Annotated in this window: 15 protein-coding genes; 5 read left to right on the plus strand and 10 right to left on the minus strand. The window is 63.4% G+C overall.

What is annotated here, in order from left to right; translation table 11 throughout:
• Positions 1–98: 98 nt before the first annotated feature.
• The 3 genes from BB934_RS16555 to BB934_RS16565 are packed head-to-tail and all read right to left on the minus strand — an operon-like array spanning position 99 to position 5,438.
• On the minus strand, positions 99–3,269 hold the full coding sequence (locus tag BB934_RS16555; protein WP_099510624.1) for an error-prone DNA polymerase: 3,171 nt from the start codon (positions 3,267–3,269) through the stop codon (positions 99–101).
• Positions 3,266–4,771: a Y-family DNA polymerase gene (locus tag BB934_RS16560; RefSeq protein ID WP_099510625.1), complete on the minus strand. Its 1,506-nt coding sequence runs from the start codon at positions 4,769–4,771 to the stop codon at positions 3,266–3,268. The genes BB934_RS16555 and BB934_RS16560 overlap by 4 nt, the downstream gene beginning before the upstream one ends.
• A complete protein-coding gene (locus BB934_RS16565; protein WP_099510626.1) occupies positions 4,689–5,438 on the minus strand; it encodes an ImuA family protein in 750 nt (249 codons plus the stop codon). Before BB934_RS16565 ends, BB934_RS16560 begins: the two co-directional genes overlap by 83 nt.
• A 371-nt stretch (positions 5,439–5,809) precedes the next feature.
• Between BB934_RS16565 and BB934_RS16570 the strand changes: the two genes are divergently transcribed.
• From BB934_RS16570 to BB934_RS16585, 4 genes are all read left to right on the plus strand, one after another.
• Entirely contained in the window at positions 5,810–6,940 is a 1,131-nt protein-coding gene (locus BB934_RS16570; protein ID WP_099510627.1) for a sugar ABC transporter substrate-binding protein, read from the plus strand.
• An 83-nt stretch (positions 6,941–7,023) separates the two neighbouring features.
• Complete coding sequence (locus tag BB934_RS16575) at positions 7,024–8,550, plus strand: sugar ABC transporter ATP-binding protein (protein WP_099510628.1); 1,527 nt, start codon at positions 7,024–7,026, stop codon at positions 8,548–8,550.
• Positions 8,543–9,643: an ABC transporter permease gene (locus BB934_RS16580; protein ID WP_099510629.1), complete on the plus strand. Its 1,101-nt coding sequence runs from the start codon at positions 8,543–8,545 to the stop codon at positions 9,641–9,643. The genes BB934_RS16575 and BB934_RS16580 overlap by 8 nt, the downstream gene beginning before the upstream one ends.
• Positions 9,640–10,626: an ABC transporter permease gene (locus BB934_RS16585; RefSeq protein WP_237049991.1), complete on the plus strand. Its 987-nt coding sequence runs from the start codon at positions 9,640–9,642 to the stop codon at positions 10,624–10,626. Before BB934_RS16580 ends, BB934_RS16585 begins: the two co-directional genes overlap by 4 nt.
• A gap of 30 nt (positions 10,627–10,656) precedes the next feature.
• On the opposite strand, the gene BB934_RS16590 is transcribed toward BB934_RS16585, so the two are convergent.
• The gene (locus tag BB934_RS16590; RefSeq protein WP_099510630.1) at positions 10,657–11,856 is read right to left on the minus strand and encodes an aminotransferase class V-fold PLP-dependent enzyme; all 1,200 of its coding nucleotides are present in this window, start codon (positions 11,854–11,856) and stop codon (positions 10,657–10,659) included.
• 128 nt (positions 11,857–11,984) lie between these two features.
• Between BB934_RS16590 and BB934_RS16595 the strand changes: the two genes are divergently transcribed.
• Complete coding sequence (locus BB934_RS16595; RefSeq protein ID WP_099510631.1) at positions 11,985–12,788, plus strand: IclR family transcriptional regulator; 804 nt, start codon at positions 11,985–11,987, stop codon at positions 12,786–12,788.
• Between the two features lie 20 nt (positions 12,789–12,808).
• Here BB934_RS16595 and BB934_RS16600 read toward each other — a convergent pair whose 3' ends face one another.
• From BB934_RS16600 to BB934_RS16625, 6 genes are read right to left on the minus strand one after another with little or no spacing between them, the layout of a single operon-like run.
• Positions 12,809–13,297 carry a RidA family protein gene (locus BB934_RS16600; protein ID WP_099510632.1) on the minus strand — a complete coding sequence of 163 codons (489 nt, stop codon included), beginning with the start codon at positions 13,295–13,297 and terminating at the stop codon, positions 12,809–12,811.
• Positions 13,294–14,277, minus strand: a complete 984-nt coding sequence (locus BB934_RS16605) for an ABC transporter ATP-binding protein (RefSeq protein ID WP_099510633.1) — start codon at positions 14,275–14,277, stop codon at positions 13,294–13,296. The genes BB934_RS16600 and BB934_RS16605 overlap by 4 nt, the downstream gene beginning before the upstream one ends.
• A complete protein-coding gene (locus BB934_RS16610; protein WP_099510634.1) occupies positions 14,274–15,287 on the minus strand; it encodes an ABC transporter ATP-binding protein in 1,014 nt (337 codons plus the stop codon). Before BB934_RS16610 ends, BB934_RS16605 begins: the two co-directional genes overlap by 4 nt.
• Positions 15,284–16,507, minus strand: a complete 1,224-nt coding sequence (locus tag BB934_RS16615; RefSeq protein WP_099510635.1) for an amidohydrolase/deacetylase family metallohydrolase — start codon at positions 16,505–16,507, stop codon at positions 15,284–15,286. The genes BB934_RS16610 and BB934_RS16615 overlap by 4 nt, the downstream gene beginning before the upstream one ends.
• Positions 16,508–16,511: 4 nt before the next feature.
• Positions 16,512–17,375, minus strand: coding sequence for an ABC transporter permease (locus BB934_RS16620; RefSeq protein WP_099510636.1), 864 nt, complete (start codon positions 17,373–17,375; stop codon positions 16,512–16,514).
• Entirely contained in the window at positions 17,375–18,316 is a 942-nt protein-coding gene (locus BB934_RS16625; protein ID WP_162299172.1) for an ABC transporter permease, read from the minus strand. The genes BB934_RS16620 and BB934_RS16625 overlap by 1 nt, the downstream gene beginning before the upstream one ends.
• Between the last annotated feature and the right edge of the window lie 16 nt (positions 18,317–18,332).

The following is an 18,332-nucleotide window of genomic DNA, read 5'->3' on the forward strand; positions in this document are numbered from 1 at the left end:
TTCGACGAAATGACTCCGGTTCGTCGTCAAAAAATGCGGCAAGCCAAAGAAGAGAGGTGATTCCACGCAAGTGGAAACAGCTCTGGGTCGTGCTCCAGTCATCGGAAGTCCCGCGTGGCCACTTTGATGATGGGCTCCTTGCTGCCCGGGCCTTGAGACAGATGTGGAGCATCGTCGCGATTGGCGACAGAGCGCAGAAGGTCCGACAGATCGATGAGGTATTCTGCGACCAGATGGGTCACATCGCCCTCCCGTTGAAGCCGACCGCGACAGCCGATCATGCCGGATGAGAGGATCAGGCGCCGATGCTTCTCGTAGAGGGATGTCCAGATCACGAGGTTGGCAACATCCGTCTCATCCTCGATGGTCATGAACATCACCCCCTTGGCGGAACCCGGCTTCTGGCGCACGAGAACGAGGCCGGCGACGGTGATGCGCTGGCCGTGGCGAATGCTTTTGAGAGCGGCACAGGGAATGATGCGGCGGCGGGCCAGCTCTTCGCGTAGGAAAGCAACGGGATGACGTCTCAGGGTGAGGCCCTTCGAGAGATAATCCTCGACGACTTCACGTCCTGCCTTCATCGGTGTCAGGGAGACCTCCGGTTCGACCGCTTCCGGGCGGAATTGCTCATCGCGCTCGTCCGCTGCCGTGAAGAGGGCAAGCTGGGTGTCGCCTAATCCCTTGATCTTCCAGAGTGCATCACGGCGATTGAGACCGAGGGACCCGAAGGCATCGGCCTCTGCCAAGCGCTCGAGGGGGGCGACGTGCAGTTTTGCCCGAAGCCAGAGATCCTCGATGGACGAGAAGGTCTTGCCGCCGCGTGCCTCGACGATCGCATCGCCGTCGGCTTTGGACAGGCCCTTGGCCATCCGAAGCCCGAGGCCAAGGGCGAAGCGATCCTCGCGGCGGGTTCGCTCCAGCCTGCAGTCCCAATGCGAGAGATTGACATCGACGGGCCGAACCTCGACGCCGTGCTGCCCGACATCGCGAACGATCTGCGCCGGCGCGTAGAAGCCCATGGGCTGCGCATTGAGGAGGGCGCAAGCGAACACATCCGGATGGTGGCATTTCATCCAGGACGAGGCATAGGCGATCAGGGCGAAGGAGGCGGCATGGCTTTCGGGAAAGCCGTAGGAGCCGAAGCCTTCGAGCTGCCTGAAGATGCGCTCGGCGAATTCCCGCGGATAGCCACGGCCCTGCATGCCTTGAAGCAGCTTGGTCCGGAATTTCGAGACGTCGCCCTTGGCTTTGAAGGTTGCCATGGCCCGGCGCAGCTGATCGGCCTCCGAGGCCGTGAATCCTGCGCATTCGATGGCAATGCGCATAGCCTGTTCCTGAAAGAGTGGGACACCGAGCGTCTTGTGTAGCACTCGTTCCAGTTCCGGAAACAGATAGGACACCTCCTCGCGGCCCTCTCGTCTGCGGATATAGGGGTGAACCATATCGCCCTGGATCGGCCCGGGCCGAACGATCGCGACCTCGATCACGAGATCGTAGAGATTTCTTGGCTTCAGCCGCGGCAGCATTGCCATCTGCGCCCGGCTTTCGATCTGGAACACGCCAAGCGTATCCGCACGACAAATCATGTCGTAGGTTTCAGGATCGTCTTGCGGGATCGAAGCCAAGTCGTGGCTGGTGTTCTTGTGCCTTTGCAGGAGCTCGAAGGAGCGGCGCATGCACCCGAGCATGCCTAGGCCCAGCACGTCGACCTTCATGAATTTGAGGATCTCGATGTCGTTCTTGTCCCACTCGATGACCTGCCGGTTCTCCATGGCGGCCGGCTCGATCGGCACGAGATCGTCGAGCCGGTCCTGCGTCAGGACGAAGCCGCCCGGATGCTGCGAGAGATGGCGCGGGGCGCCGATCAGGTCGTGCGAAAGCTCCAGGGTCAGGCGAAGACGCGGATCGTCGAGATTGAGGTTCAGGTCCTTGAGATCGTTGTCGCTGACACCCTCCGTGCTCCAGCCCCGCACGAGTCCGGACAGAGCGCTCGTCACATCCTCCGGCACTCCCAACGCCTTGCCGACTTCGCGCACCGCACCGCGGGTGCGGTAGCAGATCACGACCGCAGTGAGCGCGGCCCGTGTGCGGCCATAGGTGTCGTAGATCCACTGGATGACTTCCTCGCGCCGCTCGTGCTCGAAGTCGACATCGATATCGGGCGGGTCGTTGCGCTCCTGGGAGATGAAGCGCTCGAAGAGAAGTTCGGAATGGATAGGGTCGATGGAGGTGATGCCGAGCACGAAGCAGACGGCAGAATTGGCTGCCGAGCCTCGCCCCTGGCAGAGAATACCTTGGCTCCGAGCAAAGTTCACGATGGAATGGACGGTCAGGAAGTACGGAGCGTAGTTCAGGTTCCTGATCAGGGTAAGCTCGTGCTTCAATTGCGAGATAGTCTGCTCCGGTAGATCCTTGCCGTAGCGACGCTCGGCACCCTCCCAGGTCAAGCGCTCCAGCTTCTGCTGTGCTGTCTCGCCGGGCTCCGTCTCGCTTGGATACTGATAGCACAGCTCATCGAGCGAGAACCGGCAGCGCCGGACGATCTCGTTTGTTCGGGCCAGCGCTTCCGGATGCCTTTCGAAAAGGCGCGCCATCTCGGCCGGATCCTTGAGAAAGCGGTCCGCATGCCGTTCGAGACGGAAGCCGGCATCGTCGATGGTGCAGCCCTGGCGGATGCAGGAAACGACGTCCTGCAGCATGCGGCGCGAGGGATGATGATAGAAGACGTCACCCATCGCGATGGTCGGCACGCGTGCGGCCTGAGCGGCCTGCTCGATCTGCCACAGGCGCAGGTGCTCGTTGGGGGCAAACCGGCGGATCAGGGCCATGTAGGCCCGGTCTCCGAAAATGCGCTTCAAGCGCCGCAGATCGATCTGCAAGGCCTCATCCGCATGGTCTCCAAGCAGCACTGCGAGCAGGCCCTCGTTCCAGGCCTCCACATCTTCCCAGGCGAGGCTGCATTTGCCTTTGCCGGCCCGACTCTTGCCGACGCTCAGGAGTCGGCAGAGACGGGAATAGGCGGTGCGATCGGTGGGGTAGACGAGAAGCGATGCGCCGTCGTCGAGATCGAGCCGGCAGCCGACTACGAGGCGCACGCCGGTTTCCTTCGACGCCTCATAGGCCCGCACGATCCCGGCCAGAGAATTGCGGTCGACGATCCCGAGCGCCGGGAGGCCGAGGAGTTTCGCCTGCTCGAACATCTCGCGCGGGCTCGAGGCGCCGCGCAAGAAGGAGAAATGCGTGGTGACCTGAAGCTCGGCATAGGTCATGCGAAGAACCCATGCATCCACCAGCGTCCGCCCTCGGCGGTCGGCGCGTCGCGGAAGAGCCAGAAGCGCGTGCCTTGTTCGCTCTCGACGCGGTAATAATCGCGCAGAGAAAAATGCTCGCGCTCGGATTTCCACCATTCGCCTGTGATGCGCTCCGGCCCGTCGGCTCTGACCACGCGATGACGGACATTGCGCCAGACGAAGAAAGCCGGCGGATGGTCCGGCAGGAGGGCCGTTGCCGTCACAGGTTCGGGTGGATCGAGGAGGCGGGCCGGCCGCGGCAGATCCTCAGGCCAATTGGCATCCGGCATGGGCGCGAGAGCCGGAATGCGCTTCATCGTCCGTTCGGGCACGCGGCTTTCGACCGGAGCGAGGCGATAGACCCGCTTCGGCCCAAGCCGTGTGCTCAACCGATCGACGAGGTGGCTCAAATCCACATTGTCTGCCTCATCCTTCGCCAGTTCCTTCGCTGCGATCTGTCGCTCGCTCAACGGTTCGACCTTGCTGGCCATGAGCGCGGCCGCTTCGATTCCGAAGCCGGGATCGGCCGTCTGCAGGCGCTCGTCGAAGAGCTTTGCAAGATGTCTCGCCTCGCGTGTCGCTTTTGCGGTTCCGATGCGAAAAGCGATGCTGCAGCGGTCGATTCGCTCGAAGACCAGATCAAGGCGGCGGATACCGAGAGATGCCCGCTCAAGATCGCGGCAGAGCCTGTCCGCAAGGCGTCTCACGACGCTTTGCAGATCCTCAAGCCGCCCGATCGGCTCGGCGAAAGTGACACGTCGCACCGGGACATCCTTGGGCATGAGCGGGTTGAGCGGCTCGACGACATGGCCGAAGGCCTGATCGAGCCGGAGCAGGACCTCTTTTCCGAAGCGCCGGACGATCGGAGCGCGGGGCATCGCCGCGAGCTGGCCTACCCGCTCGATTCCAAGACGATGAAGCGCCTCGACCGTCGCCTGCGGCAGGCGCAGAGCCGGAAGCGGCAGGCCTTCAACTGCCTCGATAGAGCGCCCCGGCGGAACGATGACCTGGCTTCCATACCGCACGATGCCCCAGGCCGTGCAAGGTGCATCCGCCACGCAGGCATCCGCCCTAATATTCTGGGAGCGGAGCCGATAGACGAGATTGGTGACGAGCTGCTCCTCGCCCCCGAAGAGGTGAGCCGCGCCGGCGATATCGATCCAGATGCCATCGGGCGGGTTGGCAGCGACGATGGGCGAATATCCGATGCACCAATGTGCCAGTGCAGTGAGGGAGGCTTCGTCCTCCTCCGGCGTCGCATCGACGATATGCAAGCCCGGCACCATGGCTTGAGCATGGGCAATGGTCTGGCCGGGACGCAGGCTAAGGGCGTGTGCCGCCCGATCGACGGCGCCAATCAGGCGGCGGGAGCCTTCTATGCTTGCGGTGACAAGGGGCTCATCTGGCGGTGGCGAGCCTTTGCGGCGCCTGATCCGGTCGGTCGGCCAGGTCGGCAGGTAGAGCGAGACGACCCTTCTCATCGCAAGACTCCAAGATCCATGTATAGGGTCCACCGTTGCGGCAGCGCAGGAGCTCGACCTGCCAGCGCTCCCGGCCGATGCCGGGAGTGGGGATGAGGTCGGATGGGGCAGGGGCAATGCGCCAGCGGGTGACGGCAGCCGTCGGGCAATGGACCAGTTCCTTCTCGGACATCGTCCACCAGCGCCGGATGACCAAGGCGGTCACTCCGGTCGATTCAGCGGCAAGTTGCAGGCGGCGCGACGCTGTCAGCCCCAGGCGCGAAACCTCGCCGACGACGGCTGCGAGCCCCTGCTCGCGCAGGCCTTCCTCCATGAGGGGCAGGATCTCCCGCTCGCGCCTGGCCTCGGCATAGATGACCCGCTTCGGATGCAGGCCCGCGCGCAGGAGACCGGGGGCGAACAGATCCCGGCGCGCCAGGCACCAGAGGACAGGTCCCTGAAGACGGGCCGCAATTCCTGCCGTGAAAAGGGTTGTGCAGCCGGCGAATTCTGAGGCGGGCCCCGCTTCGATCATCTCGTGGAGCGCGCCTCGGGCCAAGCCGCCTCCGGGCAGATGGCCATCGACAGGGCGTAGGCCGAAGGGCAGGGGCCTGGCCTTGTGAGGCGCTCCCACTCGGGCAATCTGCAGCCGCAAATCGGCAAGCCTGTCCTGTCGCCCGAGGTCCATGGATCCGTGCCAATAGCCAATGCCTTGTTGATGATGTTCCTATCATGTTCTCATTTAAGAGTGAGTCAAATACACGCAAAGGTAGCTGTGAATTTTGGGGAGAAGAATGTTTCGTAGAGCTGATGGGGCATCCTGACCGCCCCCAACAGGAGGGATTTTCTGTGGCAGAGAATTGGCCCGTGTCTCTGTCGCCGGGACATCGGAAGCGCCGGTTCCCCCTCGCGAGCAAGGCCCATTCCCGGCAATGACTAAAGAGTCGATCACGAAAACGCCCCGCTTGTCCTGCCGTAAGGGTGCGCTAACATGCTAGTTGGTTCAGGTTCGCGACAGACGAACCGGGCCGGGGAAGAACGTCGCCTTAGGAGGATCAGATGACACGCGTTGCTCGCCTGTCCGCTCTCGCTTTCACCGGCTTCCTGCTTTCATCCGTTGCCGCCATCGCGGCCCCGAAATCGGTCGCCGGACCGGGACCGGATCCGAACTGCTTCAAGCCCTGGAGTGCTCAGACCAAGTACATGCAATGGGACAAGAAGCCCGGGCCCTACCGCATTGCGGTGGTCAACGGCTTCGTCGGCAATACCTGGCGCATCCAGATGATCCAGACCGCCAAGGCCTTTGCCGAGCAGGCCGGGATCAAGGAGAAGATCAAGGAGCTGAAGGTCGTCTCCACCGGCACCGACGTTGCCGCACAGCTCGGCGCCATCGAGGACTTCATCAATCAGGGCTTCGACGCCATCATCACCATTGCCGTGGCGCCCGACGGCTTCGATCGCGTCATTCGCTTGGCCGACCGCAACAATGTGGTGGTCGTCCCGTTCGACAACGTGCTCGATACCGACAAGGTCATGCAGGTGAATGAGGATCAGCTTGAGATCGGCCGCACCTCGGCACGCTTCCTTCTGAAGGAGCTGGGGCAGAAGCGCGATGGCAAGGTTCTCGAAGTGCGGGGCCTCCCAGGCAACTCGGTCGACCGTGACCGTCATCTCGGCTTCCGCGAAGTGATGGAGAAGGAGGGCAAGTTCCAGATCATCGAGGTTGTCGGCAACTGGGACGACGGCACCGCGCAGAAGGCGACCGCCGATGCGCTCGCCGTGCATGGCAAGTTCGAGGCGGTGTTCACGCAGGGCGGCTCCACGGGTTCCGTACGCGCGATGATGGATGCGAAGCATCCATTCGTGCCGATGGCGGGCGAGGGCGAGAATGGCTACCGCAAGCTCATCGCGAAGCATGCGGGCGAGGGCCTGAAAGGCCTATCCTACAGCCAGTCGCCCGGCCTCGTGTCGATCTCCATGAAGGCCGCGCTCTCGGCGCTGGAAGGCAATCCAATGCCGCAGCTCATCTCGGTCCCGATCCCGGTGGTCGATTACACGACGCTCAAGGACAATGTGAACTACTGGTCGAACCTCTCCGACAATTTCTTTGCAGCCAATGAATTCCCTGCCTGCGGCGTGAATGTCACCGCACCGGAAATCATGGCGAAGGATGCCAAGAATACCGAGTAGAAGCATAGGGCCGACACGCGTTCGCTCCTTTCCCGACGAGAGTCGGGAAAGGAGCTTCTTCTTCCGAGCATCGAAGGGGTCCTATGAAACCTGCGCCCTTCTTCGCCCTCGAGAACGTCTCCAAGCGCTACGGGGGAGTTCATGCCTTGCGGAGCGTGGACTTTGCCTGCAGCCGCGGCTCGATCCACGCGGTGCTGGGGGAGAACGGCGCCGGCAAGTCGACGCTCATGAAGATCATGGCAGGCGTCGTGCAGCCGGACGAGGGCCACATGACCCTCGAGGGCATCCCTGTCACGTTTCCCAACCCGGCGGCTGCGAACCGCGCCGGCATCGTTTGCATCTTTCAAGAGCTCTCGCTGATGCCGGAGCTCACGGTGGCTGACAACATCACCCTGTCGAGCCCTCCGCGCCGCTTCGGCCTGATCGATGGACGGGCACAGCGCCGGCGGTCGGAGGAACTGCTCGCCCGCGTCGGCTGCGAGGATATCAACCCATCGACCCGCGTCGTCGACCTTCCGCTGTCCCGTCGGCAGATGGTGGAGATCGCGAAGGCCCTCGGGCGTGATCCCAAGCTTCTCATTCTCGACGAGGCCACCTCCGCGCTCACGGCAGCCGATGTGGACCTGGTCTATCGCACGCTCTTCGATCTGAAAGCGAGTGGCCTGAGCATTCTCTATATCTCCCATCGCATGCACGAGATCGAGGCTCTGGCGGATCGCTGCTCGGTTTTCCGCAACGGACGGCATATCGAGACTTTCGCCAAGGGTACACGAAGCCGCGACGAGATCATCGGGCTCATGATCGGCCGCGAGATCGAAGGGCAGTTCCCGCCGAAGCCTGAGCGACCACGCCCGCCGCCCTTTATCGAGATCCGCGATCTCTCCTGGGAAAACCGCCTCAACGGCGTGACGCTTGCGGCCGGGCGCGGCGAGATCGTCGGCTTGGGCGGCCTTGACGGACAGGGGCAGAAGGAACTGCTGCTTGCCCTTTTCGGAGTGTTGCGAAGTGTGCACGGTACGGTAACGGTCGAAGGCCGAAACCTCGCCATGTCCTCGCCGCGCGCGGCAAAGAGCGGCCGCGCTCACATGGCCCTGGTGCCGGAGGACCGCAAGAGCGAGGGGCTCATTCTCTCGATGTCGATCGCCGACAACCTCGCCATGTCCTCTCTCGGGCGTCTCGCGTTCGGGCCTTTCATCAGCGCGCACCGCACGCGTGAAGCCGTGCGGAGAGCCATCGAGCAGTTGCGGATCAAGATCGGCGATGCGGACGATCCGGTCGCGACCCTGTCGGGCGGAAACCAGCAGAAGGTGGTGATCGCAAAATGGCTTGCCACGGGACCGGATGTGATCCTTCTCAACGATCCGACCCGTGGCATCGATGTGGGCACGAAGCAGGAGATCTACCGTCTCATGCGAGAACTCGCAGACGCAGGCGCCTGCATTCTGTTCTACTCGACCGACTACGAGGAGCTGATCGGATGCTGCGACCGGGTCTCTGTCATGTATGACGGCCGCATCGTTCGCGAACTCGAGGATGACGCGATCACCGAGCGCAATCTGATCGCGAGCGCCCTCAACATCGTCGGGCAGCGGGAGCCGGCTCATGGCTGACGCGGCGCTTAATCCTGCTGCGGTGGAGTCGGTGGAGAGAGCACAAGGGCGACGAGGGAGCCTTGGCCCGCGGCTTCGGCAGCACGCAGGCATTATCGGCGCACTTGCGCTCTTCCTTGTGCTCTACCTCTTTTATCAAGCGAATCATCCTCGCGGCTTCACCGGGCAGGTCCTGATTCAGAACGCCAACGAGGTCTTCGCCCTGGCTCTGGTCTCCATGGCTCAGACGGTGCCCGTGCTCATGGCGGGCCTCGATCTCTCCGTCGGTGCGGTGATGACGCTCGTCGGCTGCATCGCGAGCCATCTCGTGAACGGCAGCCCGGGCGAGATCGTGCTCGGCATTGCGATCTGCATCGCCTCAGGTGCCGCCTGCGGCTTCGCCAATGGCTGCGTGGTGGTCTATGGACGGATCCAGCCGATCATTGCAACGCTTGCCACCAGTGCGATCTATATGGGCTTTGCCCTCATCCTGCGGCCGACGCCCGGCGGCAAGGTGCATGAGGACCTGTCCTGGGCGGTTACGAGCGACGTGAAGGAGTTCGCGGCAACCTTCGGGCTCTTTTCCGATGGCGAGGCCCTCTGGCTGCAGCCTTTCGCCTGGATTCCGGTGCCGCTAATCCTGCTGGCCCTCATCGTCCTTCTGGTCTGGGTGCCGTTCACCCGTTCCGTCACAGGCCGCACGGTCTATGCCATCGGATCCTCCGAAGGCGCGGCCTATATGTCGGGTCTGCCGATCAACCGGGCGAAGCTTGCGGCCTTCACGCTGGCCGGGCTCTTTGCCGGGCTAGGAGGCCTGTTCCTTGCGCTCCAGACATCCTCCGGAAATGCGGACATTCCGCAGGCCGGGGCCTACACGTTGAATTCCATCGCCGCAGTGGTAATCGGAGGCACGTCCCTCGTCGGGGGCAGCGGAAGTGCCATCGGCTCGATGATCGGTGCATTCGTATTGCGCACCATCTCGTTCAACTTCCGCATCTTCGACGTAGCTCCGCTTCTTCAGCCGCTCTTCGAGGGCGTCGTTCTTCTCGCAGCCGTGAGCCTCGGCGGTTTGAAGCTGCTGCGCCTGAAGAACAAGCTCGAGGTGTTCCGGTGAGCAGGACCGCCGCCCCAATACCCGCGCTGCAGGGCTTTCGCCTGAAGCCGGACGACAAGCCTGTGGTCTTCGCAGCCGGTTTCGTGCTGCTCATCCTGCTTGTCGGTACGGGCTATACGATCCTGACGCAGGGCAGCGCGCCGCTCCTGCAGCCGCAATATCTCCTGCAGCAGCTTCAGGTGGGATCCTTCCTCGGCATCGTGGCGGCGGGCCTCATGCTGGTGATCCTGCTCGGCCACATCGATCTCTCAGTGCCCTGGACGCTGACCGCCGCCGCCATGATGGCCACCGCCGTCGGCGGACCATGGGCCATTCCCATGGGCTTGGGGATCGGCCTTGTCGTCGGCATCGTCAACGGGCTCGGCGTCGCGTATCTGCGGGTGCCGTCCATGATCTTCACGCTCGGAATGAACGCCGTGATGCGTGGCCTCATGGTCGCTCATACCGGCGGTTTCGCGCCGCAGACCGCGGCCACCGACCTGATGCAGTATCTCGCGGTCGCCCGCATCGGCGGCGTGATACCGGTCGCGCTCCTCGTCTGGCTCGCGGTCTCGGCATTGGTCGTCGTCATTCTCACGCGCATGACTCTCGGACGCGCGATCTATGCCATCGGCAATCGCGAGCGTGCCGCTTATCTCTCGGGCATCGACACGAACCGCGTGATCCTCATCGCCTTTGCGCTCTCGGGCGCCGCGGCCGGCCTCGCCGGCGTCCTTCTCGCCGGCTATTCCACGAAGGCCTACCAGGGCATGGGCGATGCCTATCTGTTGCCGGCGATCGCCGCCGTGGTGATCGGCGGCACCAACATCCTCGGTGGGCGCGGGCGCTATCTCGGCACGCTCGTGGGCGTCATCCTGATCGTGCTTCTCAACTCGGTGCTCTCCATCATGCAGATGCCCGAGGCCGGAAGGCAGATCATCTACGGCACCGTCATCATCGCGATGCTGCTCGTCTATGGGCGCGGCGAGCGCGTCACCGGTTGAGGCAACGCTACTCGCTCTTCGTCCCTGCGATCATTCGGGCCAGCGCATGATGGCCCGCGAGGCCCGATTGCGCCGCGTATCGAGCGAGGTCGCGATGATCTCATTCGACCGTCGCGCCTTGTCCAATTCCTCGACGAGCCGCTCTGCAACGATCCTTTCCTGTCCGGGATGGAGATTGCAGGGGTCGAGATAGAAGTAGCCATGCTCGACCTCATGGTCGCGCACGATGATCGGCGTCTGTCCGGCTGCGAGAGCATCGGCCAGATCCCAGGCCGTGATATGCGCGCCCTTCGGCTCGATGGCGACCTTGAGACGGTCGAGCGGGTTGTTGGTCGGGTCGGCTTCACGGATCGGGGTCACGCCGGGGCGGCCGGAGAGCGTCTGCTCCCAGAGTTCGAGATAGCGCGTCTCGCGTTCGCGCACCGCCGCATGGTCTCGCTTCTCCCAGGCCTCCAGTGCAGCAATGGTGCCGAGAATGCCCTCCTTGCCGATCTTCATGCCGCGACCGATGCCCATGTTCTGCATGTAGGTCGCGCGAACGAGCTCGGTCCGGCCCGCCACGATGCCGCCGGTCGGGCCGCCGAGGAACTTGTGGGACGAGTAGAGCGCGATATCGGCGCCGGTGGCGAGGAAGCCCTTCAGGTCGTATTCCGACGCCGCGTCGACGATCACCGGCACGCCCCGCGCATGACAGATCTCAACGAACTCCTTGAGCGGGATCTGTCCGTACTGCACCGTATGATGGGACACCACATAAACCGCAGCCGCCGTGCGCTCGTTGATGGCGCCGTTGAGCTGGTAGCCGTGGGCCGATGTCGCCTGTCCGACAGGCACGACCTTCGCGCCGGACAGGCGGATTCCCTGCTCGACCGGTGCGCCATAGCCGACCATATGGCCGGTCATGATCAGCACTTCGTTCTTGAGGCCATCCGTATTGGGAAGCCGCTCGACCGCCGCCAGGTCGCAGCCGGTCATGGCTCCCGCAATCGCGAGCGTGATTGCTGCCGAGCAGGACGCCGTGACGAAGCCGGCCTCGGCGCCGCACAGGCGTGCGATCGTCCGGCTCGCCTTCTTCTGAAGATCGCCGATTTCGACGAATTGCGGCAGAATCGCAGAAACGGTCGCAACAGCCTCCGGGACGACGATGGATGCACCGAGCGACGTCATCGTGCCGGAGACGTTGATGATGGGGCGAAGGCCGAGATCGGGGCGGATGTCATTCTGGGTCATGGGGCTCTTTGTCTCTATGTTTTATGTTGCCGGAATGGCGTTTATTCCATTATTGAGGAAGCGCGTGACGGGAAGCAGCCAATCGTGACGGCAGGCTGCGAATTCCTGAAGATCCGGGAGAAGATCCAGTGGACACCAAGGTTTCCGATATCGCGAAGGCTACGCCCGAGAAGCGCAGCCGTGGCGCGCGCGTCAGCGGCATCGATCGTGCCTTGCAGATTCTGGATTTCCTGCAGGCGGAAATGAAGCCGGTCGGCGCCTATGCCGTCGCGAAGGCTGTAGGGGCGCCGCTTTCGACCGTCTATGTGATCATCGAGGATCTGGTCGAGAAGCGGCTTCTGCAGCGTCGCAACGACGGAACGGTCTGGCTTGGGCCGCGGCTTTATCATTACGGTCTCGCTTATGCCCAGTCCCTCGACTTCCTCAACATCGCGACTCACGAGATGCAGGACCTGTGCAGGGAGGTGGAGGAAACCATTCAGATCTGCGGGCGTGACGGTGACCATATGGTCGTAATGGCCATGGCGGACGGGCCGGGACATTTCCGGGTGACATCCAAGGTCGGCTCGCGCGTGCCGCTGAACTGGACGGCTTCGGGGCGGCTTCTTTTGGGCCACCTTCCCGACGCGGAGCGTCTGGATGTCTTCAGGCACGCGGCGAAGGTGTCGCCCACGGGTCGCGCCAACACGAATCCGGAAGCGTTGTCGGAAGCCTCGGTCGCCGCCTTGCGGGAACGTCTGTCGATCCAGATCAACGAGTCCGACTTCTCCGTCGCCTGCATTGCCTCGCCGATCTGCCAGCCCTCCGGCGAATGCCTCGCGACGATCTCCATCGTGCTTCCCGAGCATCGCGTGGTGCAGGATCGCGAGCGTTACACCACGGCCGTGCGCAAGGCGTCCGAGAGGATCGAGGCAACATTGGGCTGGCGCTGATCCACGCATGAGGGAATGCCTCATTCCTCGACGGCGACGATGGCTTCGATTTCCACCGTGATGTTGTTGGGCAGGGATCCGAAGCCGACGGCGGAGCGGGCGTGCCGCCCGGCCTCTCCGAAAACGGCCATCATGAGATCGGAACACCCGTTGATCACCCTGGGATGCTCGCCGAAATCGGGCACGGCATTCACCATGCCGAGCAGCTTCACGATGCGTTTCACCCGCGACAGGTCGCCGAGTGCATCCTGCATGACCGCGAGCAGATTGATCCCCGTCAGCTTGGCGTGCTCATAGGCCTCGTCAGGATCGACATCCAGGCCGACCTTGCCCGTGTGGAGGTAGCCGTCGCCTTCCTGCGGGCCCTGACCCGACAGGAACAGGAGGTTTCCTTCCTGCACATGGGTCACGAAGTTGGCAATCGGGTTGGGGGGCTTCGGCAGAGCAATGCCAAGCTCCTTCAGGCGCTCGTAAGGATTCGACGCATTCAGATATTGAACTTCGTTCACAATGTCAGTCCTTGAGAAATCACTTCAGAATCGCCTTGGCGAATGCAGGCGACATGATGGTTCGATCCGAGGTCCTCGAGCGGAGGAACGATCTCGGCACAGGCCTCGACCGCATAGCGGCAGCGTGTGCGGAACACACATCCGGATGGCGGATTCATGGGGCTTGGAATATCGCCCTTCAGAACGATCCGCTGACGGCTTGCCGTCGGATCCGGCACCGGCGCCGCGGAGAGAAGCGCCTGGGTATAGGGGTGGCGCGGCATGGCGTAGATCTCGCGGCTCGGTCCGCGCTCCATGACGCGCCCGAGATACATGACGACGACCTCGTCGCAGAGATATTCCACCACGGACAGATCGTGGGCGATGAACAGCATCGTCAGGCCGAAGCTCTGCTGCAGATCCTGAATCAGGTTGAGAACCTGGGCCTGCACCGAGACGTCGAGCGCCGAGACGGGCTCGTCCGCCACAATGAAATCGGGTTCCACAGCGAGAGCCCGCGCGATCCCGATGCGCTGGCGCTGTCCGCCGGAGAATTCATGCGGAAAGCGGCGCGCCGCATCCGGATTGAGCCCCACTCTCTCGAGCAGTTCCGCGATGCGGTCGCGCCGGGCGCTGCCTTTGACCGGACGATGAATGTCCAGCGCTTCGCCGATGATCTGATCGATGCGCAGGCGCGGGTTGAGGCTGGAGTAAGGATCCTGGAAGATGATCTGGAGCCGGCTGCGGTAAGCCCGCATGTCCCGCTCCGACAATGTGCGCAGATCGACGCCGTCGAAGACGATCCGACCCTCGTTCGGCTCGACGAGCCGGAGCGTGCAGCGGCCGGCCGTGGTCTTGCCCGATCCGGATTCTCCGACGAGGCCGACGATGGTGCCGCGCTTCACGTCGAAGCTCACACCATCGACCGCCTTGACGGTGCCGCTGCGGGTCTGGAACCGCTTGGTGAGTCCCTGAACGCTTAAGAGAGTGTCCGTGCTCATAGGGCCTCATGCCTCCAGCACCGGCTGAGGTGGGACGGGCCGGCCGTCATGAGCGGCGGAGCCTCATCGCATTTCGGAATGCGGTAGGAGCAGCGCGGCGCAAAGCTGCAGCCGGGCGGCAGTGCGGTTACGCTCGGCACATTGCCCGGAATGGGGTTGAGCCGCAGCCTTCCACCGGCTGCATCGCGGTCCCGCGCGGCATTCGGGATGCAGGCCAGAAGGCCCCGGGTGTAAGGATGCTTCTGATGCGCGAAGAGGCCGGAGACAGGGCTCTTCTCGACCACGCGCCCGGTATACATCACCACCACGTCGTGAGCGATCTCCGCCACGACGCCAAGATTGTGCGTGATGAACAGAATGCTCATGCCGATCTCGCGCTGCAGCCTGCGCAGCAGATCGAGAATCTGAGCCTGGATCGTCACATCGAGAGCGGTCGTCGGCTCGTCCGCGATCAGGAGGTTTGGATTGCAGGAGAGCGCGAGCGCGATCATCACGCGCTGGCGCATGCCGCCGGACATCTGATGCGGGTACTCGTCCAATCTGCGGTCTGCCGCCGGAATCTCCACAAGATCCAGCATCTGCTTGGCGCGCTGACGTGCCTCGGCTGCCGAAACAGGTTGGTGAAGCCGGATCATCTCCATGATCTGATCGCCGACCGTGTAGAGCGGATTGAGGCTCGTCATGGGCTCCTGGAAGATCATGGCGATCTCCCGGCCACGGATGGCTCGCATCTTCCTCTCCGGCAGGGTCGCGATATCCACGACCTGACCCTGGCTCGTCCGGTAAAGGATGCTACCGCCGACGATCCGGCCGGGTGACGACAGGAGGCGCATGATCGACAGGCTGGTGACGGACTTGCCCGAACCGGATTCGCCGACGACCGCGACCGTCTCACCGCGCTTCACGTCGAAGCTCACGCCGTCGACCGATTTGGCGACGCGGCTGCCGAGCTCGAAGTGAGTCTGCAGATCCGAGACCTTGAGCACGATATCGTCGGGCAGGACCGTCATCGGGCGTTGATCCACCCGCAATGCGGGCAGGCGGAGCTTTCCAGAGCGGACTTCCGCGGAGGGACGTAGCGGCTCGCCTTGACGGCCTCCTGGCCGAGGATCGTCCAGACCGGCTCGATCAGACGCGACAGGTGCGCGCCGTAGCCCATCGAGTCGACGATCCGCAAATCGCTGTCGTTGACCTCGAACACTGTGAATTCGGCGCGGGTGCCGCGAGAGAGCAGGTTCTCGGTGGGAAGCCCGATCACCTCCATCGGCGCCCGCGTGGATGCGTCGATGACCGCCTCGAACGGCATGCCGACCGAGAGAAGCTTCGACATGGTGGTGCCCATGTCCCAGACCGGGTTGTCGAGGGAGCGGGCGTGCAGGTCGGTCGAGATCGAGAAGGGCAGAAGCCCGCGCTGGATCGCAAGTTCGGCCACCTTGAACGAGAAGGAGGCGCCGCCGTGGCCGACATCGAGACGAACCCCGTCCTTCGCGCAGCGCTCCGCGAGCAGGAACAGGTCCTCGTCTTCCATGATGTTCGCAGCAGCCTTGCCGTTGAAGCAATGGGTCACCACGTCGCCGGGGCCGAGGACCTCGAGAACTTCGTCGAAGACCGGAGGCGGCTCGCCCACATGCACCATCAGCGGCAGCTTCAGGATCTTGGCGACCTTCTTGGCGATCTTCACGGGGGTGATGCCCCATCCGCCGACGATCACGCCGCTCGCCCGTACCTTGATGCCGATGATGATGTCGCGATTGGCTTCGACGCAGGCGATGGTGCGATCGATGTCGATCGACCGCATGTCGATCAGTTCGCTGACGCGGTTGCAGGCGACGAGGCCGATCGAGCCGATGTTGAGGAAGGCCTTGATGCGCTCCCTGGCGGGCTCGATGATGTACTCGCGGAAGCCATGGAAATTGGCCTCGCCGGCCGATCCGGCATCAACGATGGTCGTCACGCCGCGCTCGATGCCGCAGACCCGCGGCTTGATGGAGATGTCGGTGCCGCCATGCCAGACATGGGCATGCAGATCGACCCAGCCGGGCGAGACATAGGCGCCCTTCGCATCGATGCGGCGGGCCCCTTCCGGCGACGCCAGCGATGCGCCGACGCCGGCGATGATTCCGTCCGCGCCGATCAGAATGTCCATCGCCTCCTGAGGCACGCCCTTGCCGAACCCGACGGGCTTCACGCCAGACAGCAGCAGAGGAGACGCTTCCGCATGAAAAGTCATGAGATCAAAGATCCTTTCTCAGGCGCGGATCGAGAAGGTCTCGGAAGCCGTCGCCGACCATCTGCAATGAAAGAACGGACAGGATGATGGCGATGCCGGGAAACAGCGTCATCCAATCGGCCTGCCCGATATATTGCCGCCCGGCAGCGATCATCGTGCCCCAGGTCGGCACCTCGGGGCTCACGCCGAGGCCGAGGAACGACAGGCCGGCTTCGGCGAGCATCGCATAGGCGAAGATGAAAGTTCCCTGGACGAGAATGGGCGACACGAGATTGCGCAGCACGTGCCGCGTCATGATGCGCCAGGTCGGAACCCCGAGGGCGCGGGCTGCTTCCACATAGGGCAGTTCGCGGATCACGAGCGTGGAGGCGCGCACGATGCGGGCGAGGCGCGGCGTGTAGACGATCCCGAGCGCGACGATGACCGTGACGAGGGACGGACCCAGCGCTGCAACGAGGGCGATCGCCAGGAGAATGTCCGGGAACGCCATCATGGCGTCGATGATGCGGGCGATCGGCGTGTCGAGGCGGCGGAAGAATCCGGCCACGAGTCCGAGCGTAACGCCGAAGACGGCCGCAAACGCCACCACCGACGCACCGACGAGCAGGGAGAGGCGCCCCGCATAGATCGTGCGGCTGAAGACATCCCGGCCGAACTCGTCCGTGCCGAACCAGTAGATGCCGCTCGGCGGCTTCAGGCGGTTCACCACCGACAGGCGGCTCGGCGAATAAGGTGCGATCAACGGAGCCAGGATCGCCAGGGCTGCGACGACGAGGAGAATGAGAATGCCGACCATCACCGTCTTGCGGGTGATCAGCCGCGAGACGAAGCTCGCTTCGGCAATGGCAGGGGAGCTGACCGCAGCCATCAGTAACGCACCCGAGGATCGATGAGCAGGTAGAGCATGTCGATCAGGAAGTTGATGAGAACATAGAGCGCGGCCACGATCAGCAGGGCGCCCTGGATCACGGGATAGTCGCGCCTCAGGACGGCCGAGACGACAAGGTTGCCGACGCCCGGCAGGCCGAACACGGTTTCGGTCACCACAGCGCCGGACACGAGAAGGGCCGCCGTCAGGCCGATAACGGTCAACACCGGAATGAGCGCATTCTTGAAAGCGTGCTTCATCACCACCCGAAACTCGCTCATCCCCTTCGAGCGCGCAGTGCGAACATAATCATCGTTGAGAACATCGAGCATGCTGGCCCGGGTGAAGCGCAGGATCAGTGCCGACGAGACGATACCAAGGGACAGGGCCGGAAGGACGAGATGCGACAGCCTCGTCAAGAGGCTTGCGCCCGGACCGCCGTAGCCTGAGACCGGGAATATGCCGAGCCGCACTGCGAAGAACTGGATCAGCAGCAGGCCGAGCCAGAAGCTCGGAATGGATGCCGCCAGCATCGCCAGCGTCGTGGAGGCCTGATCGAAGATCGACCCGCGCCAGTAAGCCGACAGGATGCCGACCGGAATGGCGATCAGGCCGGCAATGAACATGGAGAACAGCGTCAGAAAGAAGGTCGGCTCGGCGCGATCCGCCAAGGCCGAGAGGACAGGGCGGTTGAGAAAGATGGACTCGCCGAGATCGCCCTGCAGCAATTGACCGAAGAAAATGCCGTATTGCACGATGAGCGGCTGATCGAGGCCGAGGCGAGTGCGCAGTGCGGCGATGTCCTGTGCCGTGGCGTCGGGCCCGAGCATCACGGCCGCAGGGTCGCCAGGAGCGATGCGCACGATGATGAAGACGATCGTGACCACGACGAACATCACGGCGAGCATGCCGAGAAGGCGCTGAATGACGTAACGGCTCATGCGTCCATATGCAAAA

The sequence above is a fragment of the Microvirga ossetica genome (assembly GCF_002741015.1).
Lineage (GTDB): Bacteria > Pseudomonadota > Alphaproteobacteria > Rhizobiales > Beijerinckiaceae > Microvirga > Microvirga ossetica.